Below are 15,385 nucleotides of genomic sequence, written 5' to 3'. Positions count from 1 at the left end.
CCGTCCTGGAGTCCCCGGGTCGAGGGGTATCGGCGAGGGGCCGTGGGAGGAGGGCAGGCCGCAACATGAAGACAGGCAACACATGCCCCCTCGTGCTTTCCCCGCGAGGCACGCGGTGCGGGTCTTCTATGTTCTGGTACTGGCGTTCGGACTCGGCCCCACCCTCATCGTCGTCGGCCCCGGTGCCTTTCTGGGCACCACCAACCTCATCGGCACCGACGCCGAGCTGGGCGACCTGGATCCGCTCATGGTGGTGGCCATGATGGCGGATAATCCCATCTTCGCTCTGCTGGCCATCCTGGTGATCGCCCTCGCCTATGGCAGCGCGGGGCTTCGTGACCTGCGACGAGACCGAGCAGCAGCGCCGTGCTCACGCCGACCCACCCTGCTCTACGGCGCGGCCGGGACGACCGGCTACGACGGCTTGCCCGAGGGGCTCGCCACGGGGGGAGCAGCGGGACCCGCGGCCGTCGCTCTGGTCGCCGTGGCCCTAGAGAACGGCTCATTGACCACGGCTCGTCGATTCAGCGGTTATTGGGGTTCGCGCCGGAGGCCCCCTGGCGAGGAGCGGTACCCGGCGGCGTCGTGTCGTGCATCCGGCCACGCGCCGAGCCGATCGTGTTTTCGGCGGGTTCCGACGCGCACGAGCCACGCGCCGGCACGGCGCCGACGGTGAAGGCCCGAGCGCTCAACTCCGCGGCGCGCGTCCTCGCCCTCGCCGGTATGGCCATGACGACCATTTCGATGTCCTACGTGCTGCTGTTCCTGGCGCCTCCGCGGCCGCCCCGCCGGCGACGTCGCGCCCGACGGGCGAGGACCGCGACGGGCTCGCCCTGAGGAGGCACGCTCACGCTTCCTCGACCTCGACCTCGACCTCGACCTCGACCTCGACCTCGACCTCGACCTCGATGTCACCGAGCGCCTGCCCGCCCTCGCCGTGATTCTGATCGGGGTGAGCTGACGTGCTCTCCGTCCTCGTGTTGCCCGCGCTCGGGATCCACGCGGCGCCGTCCGCGCCGCCGACATGGTCGACTCCCCGAGCACCACGACCACGCCGGCGAACTGCCGCCACGACGCCGGCAGCAGCGGCATCGCGATGCGGACGAAGCCGTAGGCCACCATCGCGTCGTGCTCGGAGCGCGATCGTGCTGGTGTCGGTCGCCGTCATGTGGCTGCAGCTGCCCACCAGCGGCTAACGGGCCCCAGAACGCCATGGCCGCCCACTTCTGGGTTCCGGACGTCACCGACGGCACGCCCCCACCGGTGGCCGCCGTCCTGACCACGATTCCGAAGATCGGGGCACTGGCGGCGATGTGGCGGCTCCTCCTGGACGTGCCGGAGGACATCGTGCCCTGGCCGCTGCTCGTTGCGGTGATCGCCGCGGTCAGCATGAGCCTGGGGAACCTCGCCGCGTTCAGCCAGTCGTCCGTCCTGCGACTGCTCGCCTACTCCACGGTCTCGCAGGTCGGCTACGTGCTGATCATCATCGCCGTGGGTGCCCGCACCCCTGAGGCCCAGCCGGCCCTGCTCTTCTATCTCGCCGCGTACGCGCTCACGAACATCGGGGCCTTCGCCGCGGTGGCCGCACACCCTGCTCGCACCGTCGACGAGTTCCGCGGGCTCGGCCGGCGTCGACCACTCCTCGCGATCGCCCTCGTCGTGAGCCTGCTCGGGCTGGTCGGGACCCCGCCCACGGCCGTGTTCGTCGGCAAGCTCACCGCCTTCACCGCGGCCTTCGACGGCGGCATGGCCTGGCTCGCCGTACTCGCCGCGGTCAACACCGTCGCCTCACTCTTCTACTACCTGCGCTGGATCGCCCCGCTGTTCCGCGACGAGTCGCCGGAGTCCACGGATGAGACCGGCGAATCCCCTGCGGCGCGCCACGGCGCGGTCACGGCCGCAACTCTCTCGCTGGTCCTCGGCGTCGCCGCCGGTCTGATCCTTCCCCTGTTCGCCGCGTCGTGACCGGCACCTACGCGGGGGTGATGGTGAGGCTGTGAAGCGCGGCTCACAGGCCGGTGCCGGCATCGCACGCCGTCCGACGCAGCTCGACGTCGGCCCTGTGGCGACACCGAGCAGCGGCCGTCCCGAGACGGGTGTCAGCGACTTGCCACACGTGGGGACGAGCTGGCCACTCGTCGGACCGAGCCGTGCCGCTCGAGCTCCGCCCCCGTCTCGACGATCGGTTCGACGACGCCGACCGGCGCGTTGGCCAGGGGCGTGGCGTGGTGCCGGCGCAGCCGGTTGGCGTTGCCGACCACGGACAGCGAGCTCAGGGCCATGGCGGCGGCGGCGAGCATGGGGCTGAGCCGCAGGCCGAGCAGGGGGTAGAGGACGCCGGCGGCGACGGGGATGCCGATCGCGTTGTAGACCAGGGCGAAGAACAGGTTCTGCCGGATGTTACGCATGGTGGCTCGGGAGAGCCGGATGGTGGTGACGACGCCGGCCAGCGAGCCGGAGATCAGGGTGACGTCGGCGGCCTCGATCGCGATGTCCGTGCCGGTGCCGATGGCCAGGCCGACGTCGGCCTGCGCGAGGGCGGGCGCGTCGTTGATCCCGTCCCCGACCATGCCGACGCGCCGGCCCTCTGCCTGCAATCGGCGGATCTCGTCGGCCTTGTGCTCGGGGAGGACCTCGGCGAGCACCCGCCGGATACCGACTCGGCGGGCGATCGCCGCAGCGGTCCGTGCGTTGTCCCCGGTGATCATGACGACGTCGAGCCTGAGGTGGTGCAGGGCGGCGACGGCGGCGGCGGAGTCGTCCTTGACGGTGTCGGCCACGGCGACCACACCTGCGGGTTGCCCGTCGACCGCGGCCATGATCGGCGTCTTGCCCTCTGCGGAGAGCTCGGCGGCGATCGGGTCGAGCAAGGCGGTGTCGACGCCGTTGTCGGTCAGGAGCCGGGTGCCGACCAGGACGTCGTGACCCTCGACGGTGGCGTGGACACCCTTACCGGTGATCGAGGTGAACCGGTCCGCGGTGGCGTCGCTGAGCCCGCGGATATGGGCGGCGGTGACGATGGCAGTGGCCAGTGGGTGCTCGCTGTCGGCCTCGGCGGCGGCGACGAGGCGCAGCAGGTCATCTTCGGCGACGGTGCCGATGGCTCGGATGTCGGTCAGGGCCGGTCGGCCGGCGGTGATGGTGCCGGTCTTGTCCAGCACGACGGTGTCGAGCTCTTGTGCGGTCTCCAGGGCTTCGGCGGAGCGGATGAGGATGCCGGCCCGGGCGCCCTTCCCGGTACCTACCATGATCGAAAGTGGTGTCGCCAGGCCGAGGGCGCACGGACACGCGATGATCAGCACGGCGACCGCGGACACCAGCGCGAGGGTGAGCGCCGGTGGTGGTCCGGCGAGGTACCAGACGGCGAACGTGACGACGGCGACGGCGATGACGACGGGCACGAAGTAGGCAGACGTCGCGTCGGCGAGGCGCTGGATGGGTGCCTTGGACGCCTGCGCCTGCTGCACCATCCGCACGATCTGGGCCAGCATCGTGTCGGCGCCCACCTTGGCAGCCTGCACGCGAAGGGAGCCGGTGGTGTTGATGGTGGCGCCGACGACCAGGTCGCCGGCGTGCTTGGTGACCGGGATCGGTTCGCCGGTGACCATGGACTCGTCCACCGCGGAGCTCCCCGAGACCACGGTGGCGTCGACGGGAATCTTCTCCCCGGGGCGGATGAGGACCTCGTCCCCGACGACGACCTCGTCGACGCCGACCTCGGTCTCGATCCCCCCGCGGACGACGCGGGCGGTTCGTGCCTGCAAGCCGAGCAGGGCGCGGATGGCCTCGCCGGTGCCGGCCTTCGCGCGGGCCTCGAGCAACCGACCCAGCACGATGAGGGTGAGGATCACCCCGACGGCCTCGAAGTAGACCTCGCGGACGTCCTCGGGCAGCAGGCCCGGGGCGACGGTGACGAGCAGGCTGTAGCCGTAGGCCGCGAGCGTGCCCAGGGTGATGAGGCTGTTCATGTCGGCGTTGCGGTGGGCCAGGCTGAGCCACCCGGTCCGGTGGATCGGCCAGCCGGTGTAGAGCATCACCGGAGTGATCAGCGCCAGCTGCACCCAACGGTCGAGTAGCACGCCCGGCACCCAGTCGGCACCGAACAGGTCATGAGCCATGACCGCGACGAGAACGGGGAGAGTGAGGACGGTCCCGACGATCAGCCGTCGGGTCAGATCAGTGATCTCCGCGCGCCGTTCCCGCGCCTGTGCGGCTTCGTCCTCGGTCGCATCGCGCGAGGCCGGCGCCGTGGTCGAGCGTGGTCCCGACGTCTCCTCGTCCGCCGAGGTCGGGGCCGCGGGCTCGGGCGTCTCGGCGGTCTCGGCGGTCTCGGCGGTCTCGGCGGTCTCGACGACGAGCGACCCGTGAATCATGTTCATGCCGCAGGCGAACGGGAACGTCCCGGGCTGCGCCGGATCCAACGCCACGGTGGTGCGGGAGTACGCCGGCAACGCCGCGCTGATTCCGAAGTCGGGGAACACGACGCGCGAGGTGCAGTCGCCGCTCTCCTGCCGATCGAACACCAACTCCACGGGTAGCCCCTGCCGCACCTGGATCACTTCGGGCTGATAGCCACCGTGCACCGTCACCTCGACGCGTTGCACGCCACCGCTGAGGGTGGCGGCGAGAGCGCGGCGGGGTCCGAAGAAGAACCAGCCCAGCCCGAGGATCACCACGACCGCAGCGAGCAGCACCGCGACCTCGATCGTGCTCATCGACGGCTCCCTCAGCAACACAGTGCGCCTCGCAGATGCTGTCGATCGTCACCACCGACGAGTTCGTCCGGACAGGGACTGACGGCGGTACGGACGAGGGCCTTTTGACTCGCCGTGCTGCCGACGCCGGGCCCTGCCCGATCCCTCGAGCCCCACGAAAGCTCAGCATCGTTCGAAGGAGGCTGGGCCGTCCGCGGCAGCGTCGGCTACGACCAGCAGAACCGGCGGGACGCGGGAGGAAGGTCGAGGGACATGATGTGGTGGTACGGCCCAGGCATGAACGGCTGGGGTTACGGGCTCATGACCGTCAGCGTGGTGCTGTTCTGGGCGTTGATCATCTTCGGGATCGTCGCACTCGTCCGCTACATCGGGCGGGCTGGTCAGGTCACTACCGAGCGACCGACGCCCCAGCAACTCCTCGACGAGCGCTTCGCGCGCGGAGAGATCGACGACGAGGAATACCGACGTCGTGTGGACATCATGACCTCCGGTACACGTTCACGCGCCAAGCCCTAGGTTCCTCGCACGATCAGGGGCGCCTTTCCCAGAGCGGTGTGCGGAATGGTCTCCACGGCTCGAACCGTCACGGGAGGCGCGACGACACCTTGGGCTTCCAGGGCTGAGCTCAGCGACGCCGCCAGGACCGCGGTGTCGACATCGCCGGGTCGGGCGAGCACGACCTCGAGCCCGGCCGACCGTTGGACGATCTGCCAGCCCGCGACCGTGACGGTGTCCATCACGTGGTGGAACGTCACGGGCTGGACGTCACGGGTGCCGCCGCCGGGCGTGGGGAAACGCAGTGTCTCCTGGACGCGGCCCTGGATGCCCTTGAGCAGCATGTACGGCCGTCCGCATCCACAGTCGCCCTCGGCGGCCAGCTGCACGCTATCGCTCATCTCGTAACGGATCAGGGGCATCGTGCGCGAGAACAAGACGCTGACCAGCACTTTCGCCCCGTACTGGCCGGCGGGAACGGGCCGGTTCTCGTGGTCGACGACCTCGAGCACCACGAGGTCATCGAACACGTGCATGCCCTGGTGCTCGCCGCACTCCGCGGCGATGCCGGAGGTCTCGGTAGCTCCGTAGACATCGTGGGGCGGGGGACCCCAAGCGCGTTCGACCAGCGCGCGGGTCGACGCGGTGAGCACCTCGGACGCGGAGAACACGAACCTGGGGGCGAGGGAGAGACGGCCGGCGAGTTGCTCCACAGCCAGTGAGCGCAGGATCGAGGCGTAACCGATCAGCATCTCCGGCTGCCAGCTGTTGAGCCGCTCGACGAGGGTCGGCAGCGCGTCGCCGGCGTCCAGGCGCAGGGTCGGCAACCAGCGGCTGTGCACCGAGGCGCCCACCCGCGCCGACTGGTGCGAGGGGTTCGTCGAGCTCACCACCGCGGTTCTCACTCGACGCATCAGCCCGGCGGTGGAGCCGGCCCAGTCGAACGCCCGGTTGTAGGACGCGACGACGTCCACCCACTCCGCGGGACTCCACACGAACACGCCCCGTCGACCGGTCGTGCCGGCTGTGGCCGCGACGTAGTAGCGACCACCCAGGAGCTCGTCGACCGATGCGACCTGGAGGTAGCGCTCCACGTCGGCGATGCGGACCTCGGGCCGCGTACACACCTCGTCGAAGTGCTCCATGACGAGCGCCTTGGTCAACACCGGCAGTTCCCCCAGCGGCGCATCGCCTATGCCTCGGTGGAACCGCCGGTAGAACGCGGACCGGTCACACGCGAACGCCCGCAGCTCGGAGAGTGCGCGAGATTGGTGGGCGAGCAATGCAGCCCGGCTCCAGTGATCCCGACGCCGAAGCCGCTGCCGACGAGCCAGGACCCGCAGCACCAGCGTGGAGTTGCGGAATCGGTGTGGGACGGCTGCTTGGACCATCGATATCTCCCTCGACTGACGACTTGGCCGAGCCTGGCCGTCCAATCGACGGGCAACAGGGCCGTCAGGACCCATTCTTCGGCACCCAGCGGCCCGATCCGCTCCGGTAGACGCGCGAGCATCTCGAGCCGAACCAGCGCGTCCGCTGAGGCGATGTGCACGAGAGGCGGGTCCATGGCACGCGGCTGGCCGCCGCGGGGGGACCAACTGCCGGGGCCGGGTGCCGGCGTCGGAGACCTAGAGTCTCCTCCGCCGTCGCGACGCCGATTCCCTGTTGCCCGAGACGTCGCTACACGTGTCGGCCCTTGTCGACGCAGGGGTGGTCAACATGTCGGACATCAGGCCGACTCACATAGGCCGTTGCGCCTCTGGAGGATTCCGAACCGGCACTGTCCGGTCTCAACGCCGCCAGAGTGAGCTCGAGGAGACGATCGACGCCCTCCGCCGACAGCTCCGCCGCCGCTCCCAGCGCATGCCGGCAGTAAGTGATTAGGACATCCACATCCACATCCGCCCGCACCCGGCGTGACTCGACGGCGGAGGTCAGCGCTCGTCGAAGAAGCCCGTCCACCAACTCCTCGCTGTTAGGTGCTCGCCCGCACGATGGAGCAACGCGCCGAGTTCGGCACCGTGCTCGCCCCGTTGGGCGACGATCCCGGCGTAGGCGCCGAGAACCGATCGAAGGACGCGTCCCGGTTCTTCGGCTACTATCTGGATATCTCCTTTTGAGGAACCCCGGTCTGCAACCAGTTAAGAATGGCCGGGCGGGCCGGTTCTTGCTTCAGGTGCGTGTAGTTCGCGTCTACTAGGCTCGACGACGCTGCCTCCGCAAAAACAGCTCCACCAGTCGGGCCAAGGTTGTCGGGTCATACTCCTCGATGGCCGAAGGCGAGTAGGGGTCGGGGACTCTTCGTTGAAGAAGCCGGACCGTCCCGCGGCAGCGCTCCGGATGCGATTCGATCTCAGGCGTGCCCGGGGTGGTACGAGTAAACGCGACCCGGGATGCACGCGCGGATCGGGCCCCTCCACGCTCCCGGGGATACTAGTTCGGCAGAAGGGTGCGGACTGTTGGACCCAGCAACGTTGAGCGCGATTATTGCAGCTAGCTCCGGACTTGCGGGGACGATAGTCGGAGGGGTCTCGACTTACGTCTCAACAACGCGCCAGCATCGCAGGACCCTCGCCGCGGACTCGGCCAAAGATTCTCGACTTCGACAAGTTCGAGCGGCGGGTACGTGTTTCACTCTCATCGACACTTTGGAGCCTGACGCTCGAGGCGAGGACGGCGCTCGATGCCGAGCCTCACCTTGACGGAGGCGATTCCAATACGAACCTCTGGCTGACTCTCGAGAGTAAACGGGAAGAAGTAGGAAACGAGCTGGTCGTTGCAGGCCTCTTTCTTTCTGATGAACTGAAGAGCAAGCTGACTCTAGCAGTGAGGATCATTGAAGATTCCGATAGGCTTAGCCAGAGCTCGATAATCGGCTATATCGCACGGGAGCTCAGGACTGCATTCGCGAACTACGAAGTGGGAGAGCCTGTCCCTCGGCCCAGCCGAGTCTTCCGTGAGCTTCAAGTCTGCCTCGGAGAGTACGAGCAGGATCAGGCAGGACTATACGAAGAGGTCAACGTGTCGTTTATCGAGCGGAAAGCGATGATACAGAAGCGGCTAGCTTGGGGATGACCAGGCCGACCGCGGCGAGGGGTAGGGCGGCGACGTTGTAGGCGAAGGTGCAGACCAGACCGCGGCGCGGACGTCACGTGGACAAGCGCGAGGTCGCCGGCCTCAATGGCCATGTGGAGCCGAGCGACCGACGATGGTCTTGTCGGCGAGCATGCCCTCGGCGATGACGTTCTCGGCCCGAGGGCAGTCGACCCATGGGACGGCTCGTGGGACGAACGAAGGGCTGTCAGAGGCCACCAGAGGCCTCCGGCGCGACTCGGCGCCGCCTTGAGGACGAGGCAGGACGCTCACGACCACCCGGTCGCCCGGCCTCCGGAGGCGGTGGCGCAGGTTCGAATCCTGCCGGGGGCACCACGTTCTGACCAGCGAAAGGTCCTCGGGATCGTTACCGGCCCGAGTCCGCGTGGGACGAATCGTAGGACGAATCCTCCTACTCGCGGTGCGCGCGGGTTCCGCGGCCGCTACCCGCGGGCTACGAGAGCCCGGTCAGCCGCCGCGATGTCACCGACCACCCGCCCTAGCGTCGACCGTTGTGCCAGCGGTGTCCTCGAGGAGCGGCTTCCCCCGATGAGCCGTCGGGAGACCAGCGCCCAGGTCGTCGGGGTGTCGGTCGGAGCGCAGCCCTCGCCAGGAGCAGTGCCGCAGGACCCGTCGTCGGACCAGGACCGGAAGCGGGCCTCGGCCACCAGCGTCGGCCGCGTCCATCGAGCGGCTCGTTGCTCAGGAACGGGACCGTCGAAGGGCTGTCGGCGATCTCGGCCTCCGCGATCGACTGTGTAGTCGCCCTGCAACGGGCTGCTTCTGTGCCGGTGCTGCGTCCTTTCGACGGGTCTGTCGTCTGTGGGACTGTCCATCTCTATCCCGCACCCATGTACGGGGGTCGGCATGACGGCATCAACCCACGAGACGGTGGCCGGTTCGGGCAGCCGGACGACCGAGGACGTCTGGCGGGAGTTCGGGGCGCAGCTGCGCGCGTTCGTGCATCGACGGGTCGCTGATCCGCAGCGCGCGGAGGACGTTCTCGGGGAGATCGTGCTGCGCATCCACCGCAACCTCGGTCGGGTCGAGGACCGAGAGCACCTGACCCGGTGGGTCTGGCGGATCACTCGCAACGCGATCGTCGACGAGTACCGGCGGGCCGAGCGAGAGCGTGCCCGGGAGCGCGCGCTGCCCGACGACGCTGCCGAGCTCGCCGGCGAGGTCGACGACGAGGACGACCCGACGGTTCTGCGGGAGCTGGCACTGTGCATGCGGCCGTTGCTCGAGGGGTTGCCACCCGAGCAGCGCCGGGCGCTGGAGCTGACCGATCTGGAGGGGCTGACCCAGGTCGAGGCCGCCGGACGCGAGGGCGTGTCGGTCTCGGGGATGAAGTCGAGGGTGCAGCGTGGCCGGCGTCGACTGGCCGAGCTGCTCGGTCGGTGCTGCGAGCTGACTCTCGACGCGCAGGGCACCCCGATGGACTACACCCGACCGGCCGGCTGTCCGTGTGGCTGAGCCCGGGTCGGGGTCCCGTTGACGGCGGGACCCCGACCCGCTGCGGTCAGCTACAGCACGTCCCGCCGGCAGCGGCGGCCTTCGCCTCGCACGCGGCGGCGCACACCGATGTCGATTCCCCGTCGGGGTTGGCGGGCGCATCGTCGGTGACGGCGTAGTACTCCCACCAGCCGGTGGGTGTGTCCGGAGCGGTGACGAACACCTTGTCCTGGGCCGCGTGGCAGCACACGTCGTGCTCGGCCAGCGTCGCCTCGAGACCGGCGTCGCGGAAGCGGGTCAGCGCCGCGGTCACCTCGTCGGGGGACTCGGCCTCGACCCCGAGGTGGTTGAGGTGCCCGCCCTCCTCCGGCTTCTCGATCAGCACCAGCTTCAGGGGCGGGTCCTCGACGGCGAAGTTCGCGTAGCCCTCGCGCTGCTTGTGCGGCGGCACGCCGAACAGCGCGGTGTAGAAGGACGTCGCGGCCGCGAGGTCGGTGACGTTGAGCGCGAGCTGGACGCGGGTGGTGGTCATGTCGGGTCTCCCTGATCTCCGGCACCCGGCCGGGTCACCCCCGTCGGGTCCCCGGTCACCGTGGTGTCACCGCCACTGACGGCAGCAGAGCGCGAGGGACGCAGCCGCGTCCTTCGCGGGTGGTCGTCGTCGGTACCGGCATCACACAGGACGTCCTCGGAGGTGCGTAATGAACGGTCAGCTGCAGGTCGTGCCGGAGGACTGGAGTCGGGCGATGGCCATCGTCGCCCACCCCGACGACCTGGAGTACGGCGCGGCCAGCGCGATCGCGCGCTGGACCCGGGCCGGCCGGTCGGTCGCCTACGTCATCGTCACCGACGGCGAGGCAGGCATCGACGGTCTCCACCCGGCCGAGGCTGGGCCGGTGCGGCAGAAGGAGCAGGTCGCGAGTGCCGCACTCGTCGGGGTGGGCGACGTGGCCTTCCTCGGACACCGCGATGGCGTCGTCGAGGGTGGCCTGGACCTGCGCCGCGACATGGCCCGCGAGATTCGTCGGTTCCGCCCGGAGGTGCTGGTCACCGCGACCTTCGAGTTGACCTACGGCATGGGCGCCGGGCAGCACATCCTGAACCAGGCCGACCACCGGGCCGTCGGCGTCGCGGTGCTCGATGCCGCGCGCGACGCCGGAAACCGGTGGATCTTCTCGGAGCTGCTCGACGACGGCTACGCGCCGTGGGACGGAGTACGCCACGTCTACGTGATGGGCGCGAACGAGCCCACCCACGCGGTCGACGTCACCGACGCCCTCGAGCCCGGGGTTGCTTCGCTCCGTGCGCACGAGGCATACCTGCGTGGGCTGGGCCGCGACTTCGACCCCGAGACGTTCGTGCGTGGCATGACCGCAATGGCCGGGCCGGCCCTCGGCGTTCCGCACGCCGTCGCGTTCGGCCAGATACAGCTCCAGGGCCTGTAACGACTGCCAGGGCCGTCCTTCCGACTCTGGGTAGCGTCACGCAATCTGGCCGCGGCGACGGCGCTCGAGGAAGACGGTGGGCGCCACCGTGCTCGACCGGCTGGTGGCCGCGGGCCTCTCCGAGGACCGAGCTCGCACGTGGGTGACAACCGGCGGCATCCGGTCGATGGGGAGATAGCTCCGCGAGCAGCTCGTCCGAGCTGAGGGTCGTGTACTGGTCGACTCCGACCTGGTTGGCCTGATCGGGGTTGAACCGCCCGGCCGCCAAGCGCCCGACGAGCCCGACCGGTCCGAGGTCGTCGTAGCTGATGATGTGGGCGACGAGTCGCGCACGCTGCGCTTGCGGCACAGCGTGGGCGCGTCCCACTGCTCAGGCTCAGTTCGGCGCGAGCAGCAGATGGCGACCCGGCAGACGGGTCGGCGTGTCCGACCTCGTGGCCGACGACCAGGCCGACGCAGCCACCGTCGCGGAGTGGGCCACATCGGTCAGGGCCACACCGGAGTGACGGCCCGCAGCGCTATCGCGCCGAGCTCGAGAAGGCAGGGCTCACGGAGATCGGCCACCCCCACCCAGGAGGTCGCCAACGGCTTCGGCGCCGCCGTCATCCAGTCCTCGCGTCACTGTCTCGATGAAGCGCAAACTGCACCGATGGACCGACAGGCGGTTCACCACGAGCTCGAACACGCGCGATCGACGTTCCACGATCTGCACGCGCGTGCGTCACGTGCCGACTTGAAGCGCCGCTCCGACGGCACGAGGTGGAACAACCAACAACTGCTATTCCACATGCTGCTGGGCTACCTGATCATTCGCGCCCTGGGGAATCTCGTCCGGCTGTTCGGGCGGCTGCCACCTGGCGTCAGCCGCGGCTTCGCGGCCGTCCTCGACGCCGGTACCCGCCCGTTCGACCTCGCCAACTACCTCGGCTCCTGGGCCGGCGGGACCGCTCTGGGCCGGACCGGGCAGACCATGCTGTTCGACCGGGTCATCGCCGCTCTGCGCCGCCGCCTCGACACCGAGACCGACGCCGATCTCGCCCGCGGGATGCACTACCCCACACGATGGGACCCGTTCTTCACGCCCTACATGACCCTCGCCGACGTCTACCGCTTCCCGACTCAGCACTTCGACTTCCACCGCCAACAGCTCACCCTCGAGACGACCGAGACGACCTGAGGTGGAGGGCGTCCAACGCGTGCCAGGAGGTCGGACCAGAATTCGCGGACGTGGTCGTTACTGCGGCCATGACGACCACGAGAAGCCCGCAGGTCGCGACGGGCAGCAGGCGCAGGAACCCCACCCCCGGCGGCAGGCGCCGCGGTCCCTCGCCCATCGGGAGCCGGAGCAAGCCGCCGCTAAGGAACGGTGACTACGAGCAAGCTCACACCACTGCGCTCGAGCTCAGCCGTGTAGACGCCCGACCGATCCGCCGTGAATTCGAGGACAGCTCGCTCTCCCGGCTTGGTCGGGGCAACGCGTTCGTAGCCATGCAGGTGAATCTCGTCAGCGACATCGGTCGACACCGCGAGCAACACCGTGCTGCCCCTTCCGACTTCGACCTGGTCCGACTTCCGAGCGAGTCGACCCCGCTCGAAGAGGATCGAGACGACCGTGCCGTTCGGCGGTGTCACGATCGGCGGAGCATCGTCGTCGTTCGCTCCGTCGGAAGGCGCGGCCGGCGTCGCACTGGGGGGCACGGCAGCAGCTGGGGTGACCGTGTTGCCGCATCCCGTCACGAGACCGATCACCACGGCGCCCATGAGCAGCGCCGCGGCTCTACGCCTTACTCGTCCCCCATGCGGTGCTCGGCTGCGTCCCGCGCCCCCGCGGCCCGACACACCCTGTGGCGCACGGACAACCTCGTCGCGCGTCATCGACGTTCCTCGTCGAGGTAGTCCTCGACCCCGGAGCTGATGGCACCCGCGAGGATGTCGACGCCCCGCGGAGTCGCCACCGCCGTCAGATCGGCCGGGTTGGTCAGGAACAGGGGCTCGACGAGCGCCCCCGGCATCGCGCTCGGCTCGTCGTTCGAGCCGGGGACGCCAGGCCCGAGGAGGACGAGATCGCCGCCCCCGGCCTCGCTACCCGACGAGTCGTCGATGACGCCGCGGTCGGGCGAGGGCTCGCCGAGTGCCGCCAAGCCGGCGCGAATGTTGGTCTGCAGGGACTGAGCGAGCGCGCGGCTGCGGGGCGCGAGCGGGCGGTCGACGTCGTACAGGGTCTCCGAGCCCGTCACCGCGGGATCGTCGAAGGAGTTGAAGTGCACCGAGACGAGCGCGTCGGCGCGCGCGACGTTGGCACACCGCACGCGGGCGACGAGGTCCTCCTGGCTCGCGGCAGTCGTCAGTGATCCGTTCTGCACGTCGTCGGATTCGATCGTGCTGCCGAGCTCGTCCGTCGAACGCGACAGCACCGCGGAGAATCCGGCTGTTCGTAGGCGGGAGGCCACGGCGAGGGCCACCGGCAGGGTCAGATCTTTCTCGGCGACGGTTCGGCCGTCGAGCGTGGTACCGACGGAACCGGGGTCAGGCCCACCATGCCCTGCGTCCACCAGGACCGTGCCCCGCGATGCAGGGCCGGACGGAAAGGCGATGCATCCTCCCGGAGCGAAGGACCGAGCATCGAGGACGATCGACGACGGCGTCACCGGCATCGCTACCGGTCGTTCCTCCGGCCGAGGAGTCTCGCTCACGAACTGCGCACTCAGGACCGACCATGCAGCGAGGGTGGCCCCCACGAGCGCCGCAAGGAGCCCGCGCCGTGCACCGTGCTGCCGACGGGCCATCCGATGGCCAGACCGACCACGTCGCCGAGCCCGACTCTTGTCCTCGCGGAGACCAGGTGTCCCGGCGGCACTCCGCGCTCCATGCGTCGTTCTCGGGCGGCAGATCGGCTCCGTCGGGGTGCGGTCGTCACGACGAGACGTCACGTCGGCCTCACCGAGGCCGGTCTGTTCCGATCAGAGGCGGTCACGTGCGGCCCTGCACATGGAGGCGGAACAGGCTTCGGACCTCGGCCTGAGACTTCCCAGGCACACCGGCCCGTTCATGATGAGCGTCGTGGCGCGTGAGATGCCAGTGCACCGTCTGGGTCAAGCCGTGCGTGAGAGACGTGGTGGAGCGCCAGCCCAGTCCGTCGAGAGCCGGTAACGGGTCGGCGAGGTGGGCGACGTCGTTCGCCCGGTCCGCGAGCTCGCCGAACCCGAAGGCGCCCTCGTAACCGATGAGCGTGGCGACCATCCGCACCGTGTCCGCAATGGTGGTCGAGGTGCCCGATCCGATGTCGGCCACGAGCCCCGGCGCCGAGGGGTGGACGGCGGCGAGCAGGAACGCGTCACAAACGTCGTCGACGTAGACCCAGTCGATGGGTCGCGTACCGCTGCTCAAGCGCGGTGCACGACCCTCGAGCAGGCTTCCGATGACGTAGGGGAGCAGCTTCGTCTCGTCGGGCTGGCTCGGCCCGTAGACCATGGCGGGGCGCAGGACGGTCACCGGAAGGTCCCACTGCTGATGGAACAGCTGAGCGCAGGCGGTCGCCGCGACCTTCGCCGCGGCGTAGGGCGAGCACGGCGCTTCACCCGCGTGCGGTTCCTCCACCGAGCCGGCGAGGACGACCCTCCTGGTGCCCGAGCGGTGCGCCGCGGTCATCACGTTCACCGCGGCCCGCGTGTTGTTCTCGAGCATGGTGCCCAGGACCTCGGCACTGCGGTGGCCGGCGACGGTGCTGGCCAGGTGGAGAACGACCTCCGGGTTGCTCTTCCGAACGATGCGGTCAGCGGCTTCGGCGTCGGCGAGGTCTCCCTCGTGCCACGTCACACGGCGATGCCCGGGAAGGCCGGGGCGCGGGGTACCGGTCGGAGCGCGACCCGCGCGGACGACAGCGTGCACGTCTGCGCCGACGTCCAGGAGCCGCGCGAGGAGATGCCCGCCGATGAAGCCACGGGCTCCGGTCACCAGGACTCGACGAGAGGCCAGGCTCGGGATGTCGGACAAGGTCGTGGCGGGCCGGGGACGGGGAAGGTCCGCAGCGAGAGCGCCGGTCATGAGTGAGGTCCTCACAGGGGTGGCGGGTGCGTGTGTGCACCCGGCGCCGACGGTTTCCTGTGAAGCTCGCGTCGATGATCAATACGGAGTTGCGCGGCGCGCGGGACGTCCTCGGGGCGCACACGCAGTCCTCACGAA

General features: G+C 69.5%; 15 protein-coding genes. 8 read left to right on the top strand and 7 right to left on the bottom strand.

Annotated features, from left to right (window positions below; all coding sequences use genetic code 11):
• Positions 1-115: 115 nt before the first annotated feature.
• Both PH189_RS13690 and PH189_RS13685 read left to right on the top strand, forming a co-directional pair.
• On the top strand, positions 116-676 hold the full coding sequence (locus PH189_RS13690) for a hypothetical protein (RefSeq protein ID WP_274189357.1): 561 nt from the start codon (positions 116-118) through the stop codon (positions 674-676).
• Positions 673-837, top strand: a complete 165-nt coding sequence (locus tag PH189_RS13685; protein ID WP_274189356.1) for a hypothetical protein — start codon at positions 673-675, stop codon at positions 835-837. Before PH189_RS13690 ends, PH189_RS13685 begins: the two co-directional genes overlap by 4 nt.
• A gap of 10 nt (positions 838-847) precedes the next feature.
• Here PH189_RS13685 and PH189_RS13680 read toward each other — a convergent pair whose 3' ends face one another.
• On the bottom strand, positions 848-1,168 hold the full coding sequence (locus tag PH189_RS13680) for a hypothetical protein (RefSeq protein ID WP_274189355.1): 321 nt from the start codon (positions 1,166-1,168) through the stop codon (positions 848-850).
• Positions 1,169-1,212: 44 nt separating this feature from the next.
• Here PH189_RS13680 and PH189_RS13675 point away from each other — a divergent pair, with 44 nt between their 5' ends.
• Complete coding sequence (locus tag PH189_RS13675) at positions 1,213-1,965, top strand: NADH-quinone oxidoreductase subunit N (RefSeq protein ID WP_274189354.1); 753 nt, start codon at positions 1,213-1,215, stop codon at positions 1,963-1,965.
• Positions 1,966-2,099: 134 nt separating this feature from the next.
• Here the strand turns inward: PH189_RS13675 and PH189_RS13670 are convergent, their stop codons facing one another.
• Entirely contained in the window at positions 2,100-4,715 is a 2,616-nt protein-coding gene (locus PH189_RS13670) for a heavy metal translocating P-type ATPase (protein ID WP_274189353.1), read from the bottom strand.
• Positions 4,716-4,967: 252 nt separating this feature from the next.
• Here PH189_RS13670 and PH189_RS13665 point away from each other — a divergent pair, with 252 nt between their 5' ends.
• On the top strand, positions 4,968-5,231 hold the full coding sequence (locus PH189_RS13665) for an SHOCT domain-containing protein (protein ID WP_274189352.1): 264 nt from the start codon (positions 4,968-4,970) through the stop codon (positions 5,229-5,231).
• Here PH189_RS13665 and PH189_RS13660 read toward each other — a convergent pair.
• Positions 5,228-6,556: a phenylacetate--CoA ligase family protein gene (locus PH189_RS13660; RefSeq protein WP_274189351.1), complete on the bottom strand. Its 1,329-nt coding sequence runs from the start codon at positions 6,554-6,556 to the stop codon at positions 5,228-5,230. The two genes, PH189_RS13665 and PH189_RS13660, sit on opposite strands and share 4 nt — an antisense overlap.
• Before the next feature lie 633 nt (positions 6,557-7,189).
• Here PH189_RS13660 and PH189_RS13655 point away from each other — a divergent pair.
• Positions 7,190-7,330, top strand: coding sequence for a hypothetical protein (locus PH189_RS13655; RefSeq protein WP_274189350.1), 141 nt, complete (start codon positions 7,190-7,192; stop codon positions 7,328-7,330).
• Between the two features lie 1,840 nt (positions 7,331-9,170).
• On the top strand, positions 9,171-9,779 hold the full coding sequence (locus PH189_RS13650) for a sigma-70 family RNA polymerase sigma factor (RefSeq protein WP_274189349.1): 609 nt from the start codon (positions 9,171-9,173) through the stop codon (positions 9,777-9,779).
• A 46-nt stretch (positions 9,780-9,825) separates the two neighbouring features.
• On the opposite strand, the gene PH189_RS13645 is transcribed toward PH189_RS13650, so the two are convergent.
• Complete coding sequence (locus tag PH189_RS13645; RefSeq protein ID WP_274189348.1) at positions 9,826-10,290, bottom strand: ArsI/CadI family heavy metal resistance metalloenzyme; 465 nt, start codon at positions 10,288-10,290, stop codon at positions 9,826-9,828.
• Positions 10,291-10,459: 169 nt separating this feature from the next.
• Here PH189_RS13645 and PH189_RS13640 point away from each other — a divergent pair, with 169 nt between their 5' ends.
• Both PH189_RS13640 and PH189_RS13635 read left to right on the top strand, forming a co-directional pair.
• Positions 10,460-11,203 (top strand): PIG-L deacetylase family protein, encoded by a 744-nt coding sequence (locus PH189_RS13640; protein WP_274189347.1) that lies wholly within the window; start codon positions 10,460-10,462, stop codon positions 11,201-11,203.
• A 472-nt stretch (positions 11,204-11,675) separates the two neighbouring features.
• Positions 11,676-12,380, top strand: coding sequence for a DinB family protein (locus PH189_RS13635; RefSeq protein WP_337994155.1), 705 nt, complete (start codon positions 11,676-11,678; stop codon positions 12,378-12,380).
• A 179-nt stretch (positions 12,381-12,559) separates the two neighbouring features.
• On the opposite strand, the gene PH189_RS13630 is transcribed toward PH189_RS13635, so the two are convergent.
• The 3 genes from PH189_RS13630 to PH189_RS13620 all read right to left on the bottom strand — a co-directional run bounded on the left by PH189_RS13630 (position 12,560) and on the right by PH189_RS13620 (position 15,247).
• The gene (locus tag PH189_RS13630; protein ID WP_274189346.1) at positions 12,560-12,964 is read right to left on the bottom strand and encodes a cupredoxin domain-containing protein; all 405 of its coding nucleotides are present in this window, start codon (positions 12,962-12,964) and stop codon (positions 12,560-12,562) included.
• Positions 12,965-13,074: 110 nt separating this feature from the next.
• Positions 13,075-13,857 (bottom strand): N-acetylmuramoyl-L-alanine amidase family protein, encoded by a 783-nt coding sequence (locus PH189_RS13625; protein ID WP_274189345.1) that lies wholly within the window; start codon positions 13,855-13,857, stop codon positions 13,075-13,077.
• A 316-nt stretch (positions 13,858-14,173) separates the two neighbouring features.
• Positions 14,174-15,247 (bottom strand): NAD-dependent epimerase/dehydratase family protein, encoded by a 1,074-nt coding sequence (locus PH189_RS13620; protein WP_274189344.1) that lies wholly within the window; start codon positions 15,245-15,247, stop codon positions 14,174-14,176.
• Positions 15,248-15,385 lie beyond the last annotated feature (138 nt).

Source organism: Actinomycetospora chibensis (assembly GCF_028737215.1).
GTDB lineage: Bacteria > Actinomycetota > Actinomycetes > Mycobacteriales > Pseudonocardiaceae > Actinomycetospora > Actinomycetospora chibensis.
Note: the sequence above shows the minus strand (reverse complement) of the source record. Positions and strands in the feature narration are given on the sequence as shown.

What these genes read in the sequence shown, in the direction of transcription:
- PH189_RS13620 (WP_274189344.1), bottom strand. Translation starts at nt 15,247, where the DNA reads ATGACCGGCGCTCTCGCTGCGGACCTTCCCCGTCCCCGGCCCGCCACG.
- PH189_RS13630 (WP_274189346.1), bottom strand. Translation starts at nt 12,964, where the DNA reads ATGGGCGCCGTGGTGATCGGTCTCGTGACGGGATGCGGCAACACGGTC.
- PH189_RS13645 (WP_274189348.1), bottom strand. Translation starts at nt 10,290, where the DNA reads ATGACCACCACCCGCGTCCAGCTCGCGCTCAACGTCACCGACCTCGCG.
- PH189_RS13650 (WP_274189349.1), top strand. Translation starts at nt 9,171, where the DNA reads ATGACGGCATCAACCCACGAGACGGTGGCCGGTTCGGGCAGCCGGACG.
- PH189_RS13680 (WP_274189355.1), bottom strand. Translation starts at nt 1,168, where the DNA reads ATGACGGCGACCGACACCAGCACGATCGCGCTCCGAGCACGACGCGAT.
- PH189_RS13640 (WP_274189347.1), top strand. Translation starts at nt 10,460, where the DNA reads ATGAACGGTCAGCTGCAGGTCGTGCCGGAGGACTGGAGTCGGGCGATG.
- PH189_RS13670 (WP_274189353.1), bottom strand. Translation starts at nt 4,715, where the DNA reads ATGAGCACGATCGAGGTCGCGGTGCTGCTCGCTGCGGTCGTGGTGATC.
- PH189_RS13625 (WP_274189345.1), bottom strand. Translation starts at nt 13,857, where the DNA reads ATGCCGGTGACGCCGTCGTCGATCGTCCTCGATGCTCGGTCCTTCGCT.
- PH189_RS13665 (WP_274189352.1), top strand. Translation starts at nt 4,968, where the DNA reads ATGATGTGGTGGTACGGCCCAGGCATGAACGGCTGGGGTTACGGGCTC.
- PH189_RS13675 (WP_274189354.1), top strand. Translation starts at nt 1,213, where the DNA reads ATGGCCGCCCACTTCTGGGTTCCGGACGTCACCGACGGCACGCCCCCA.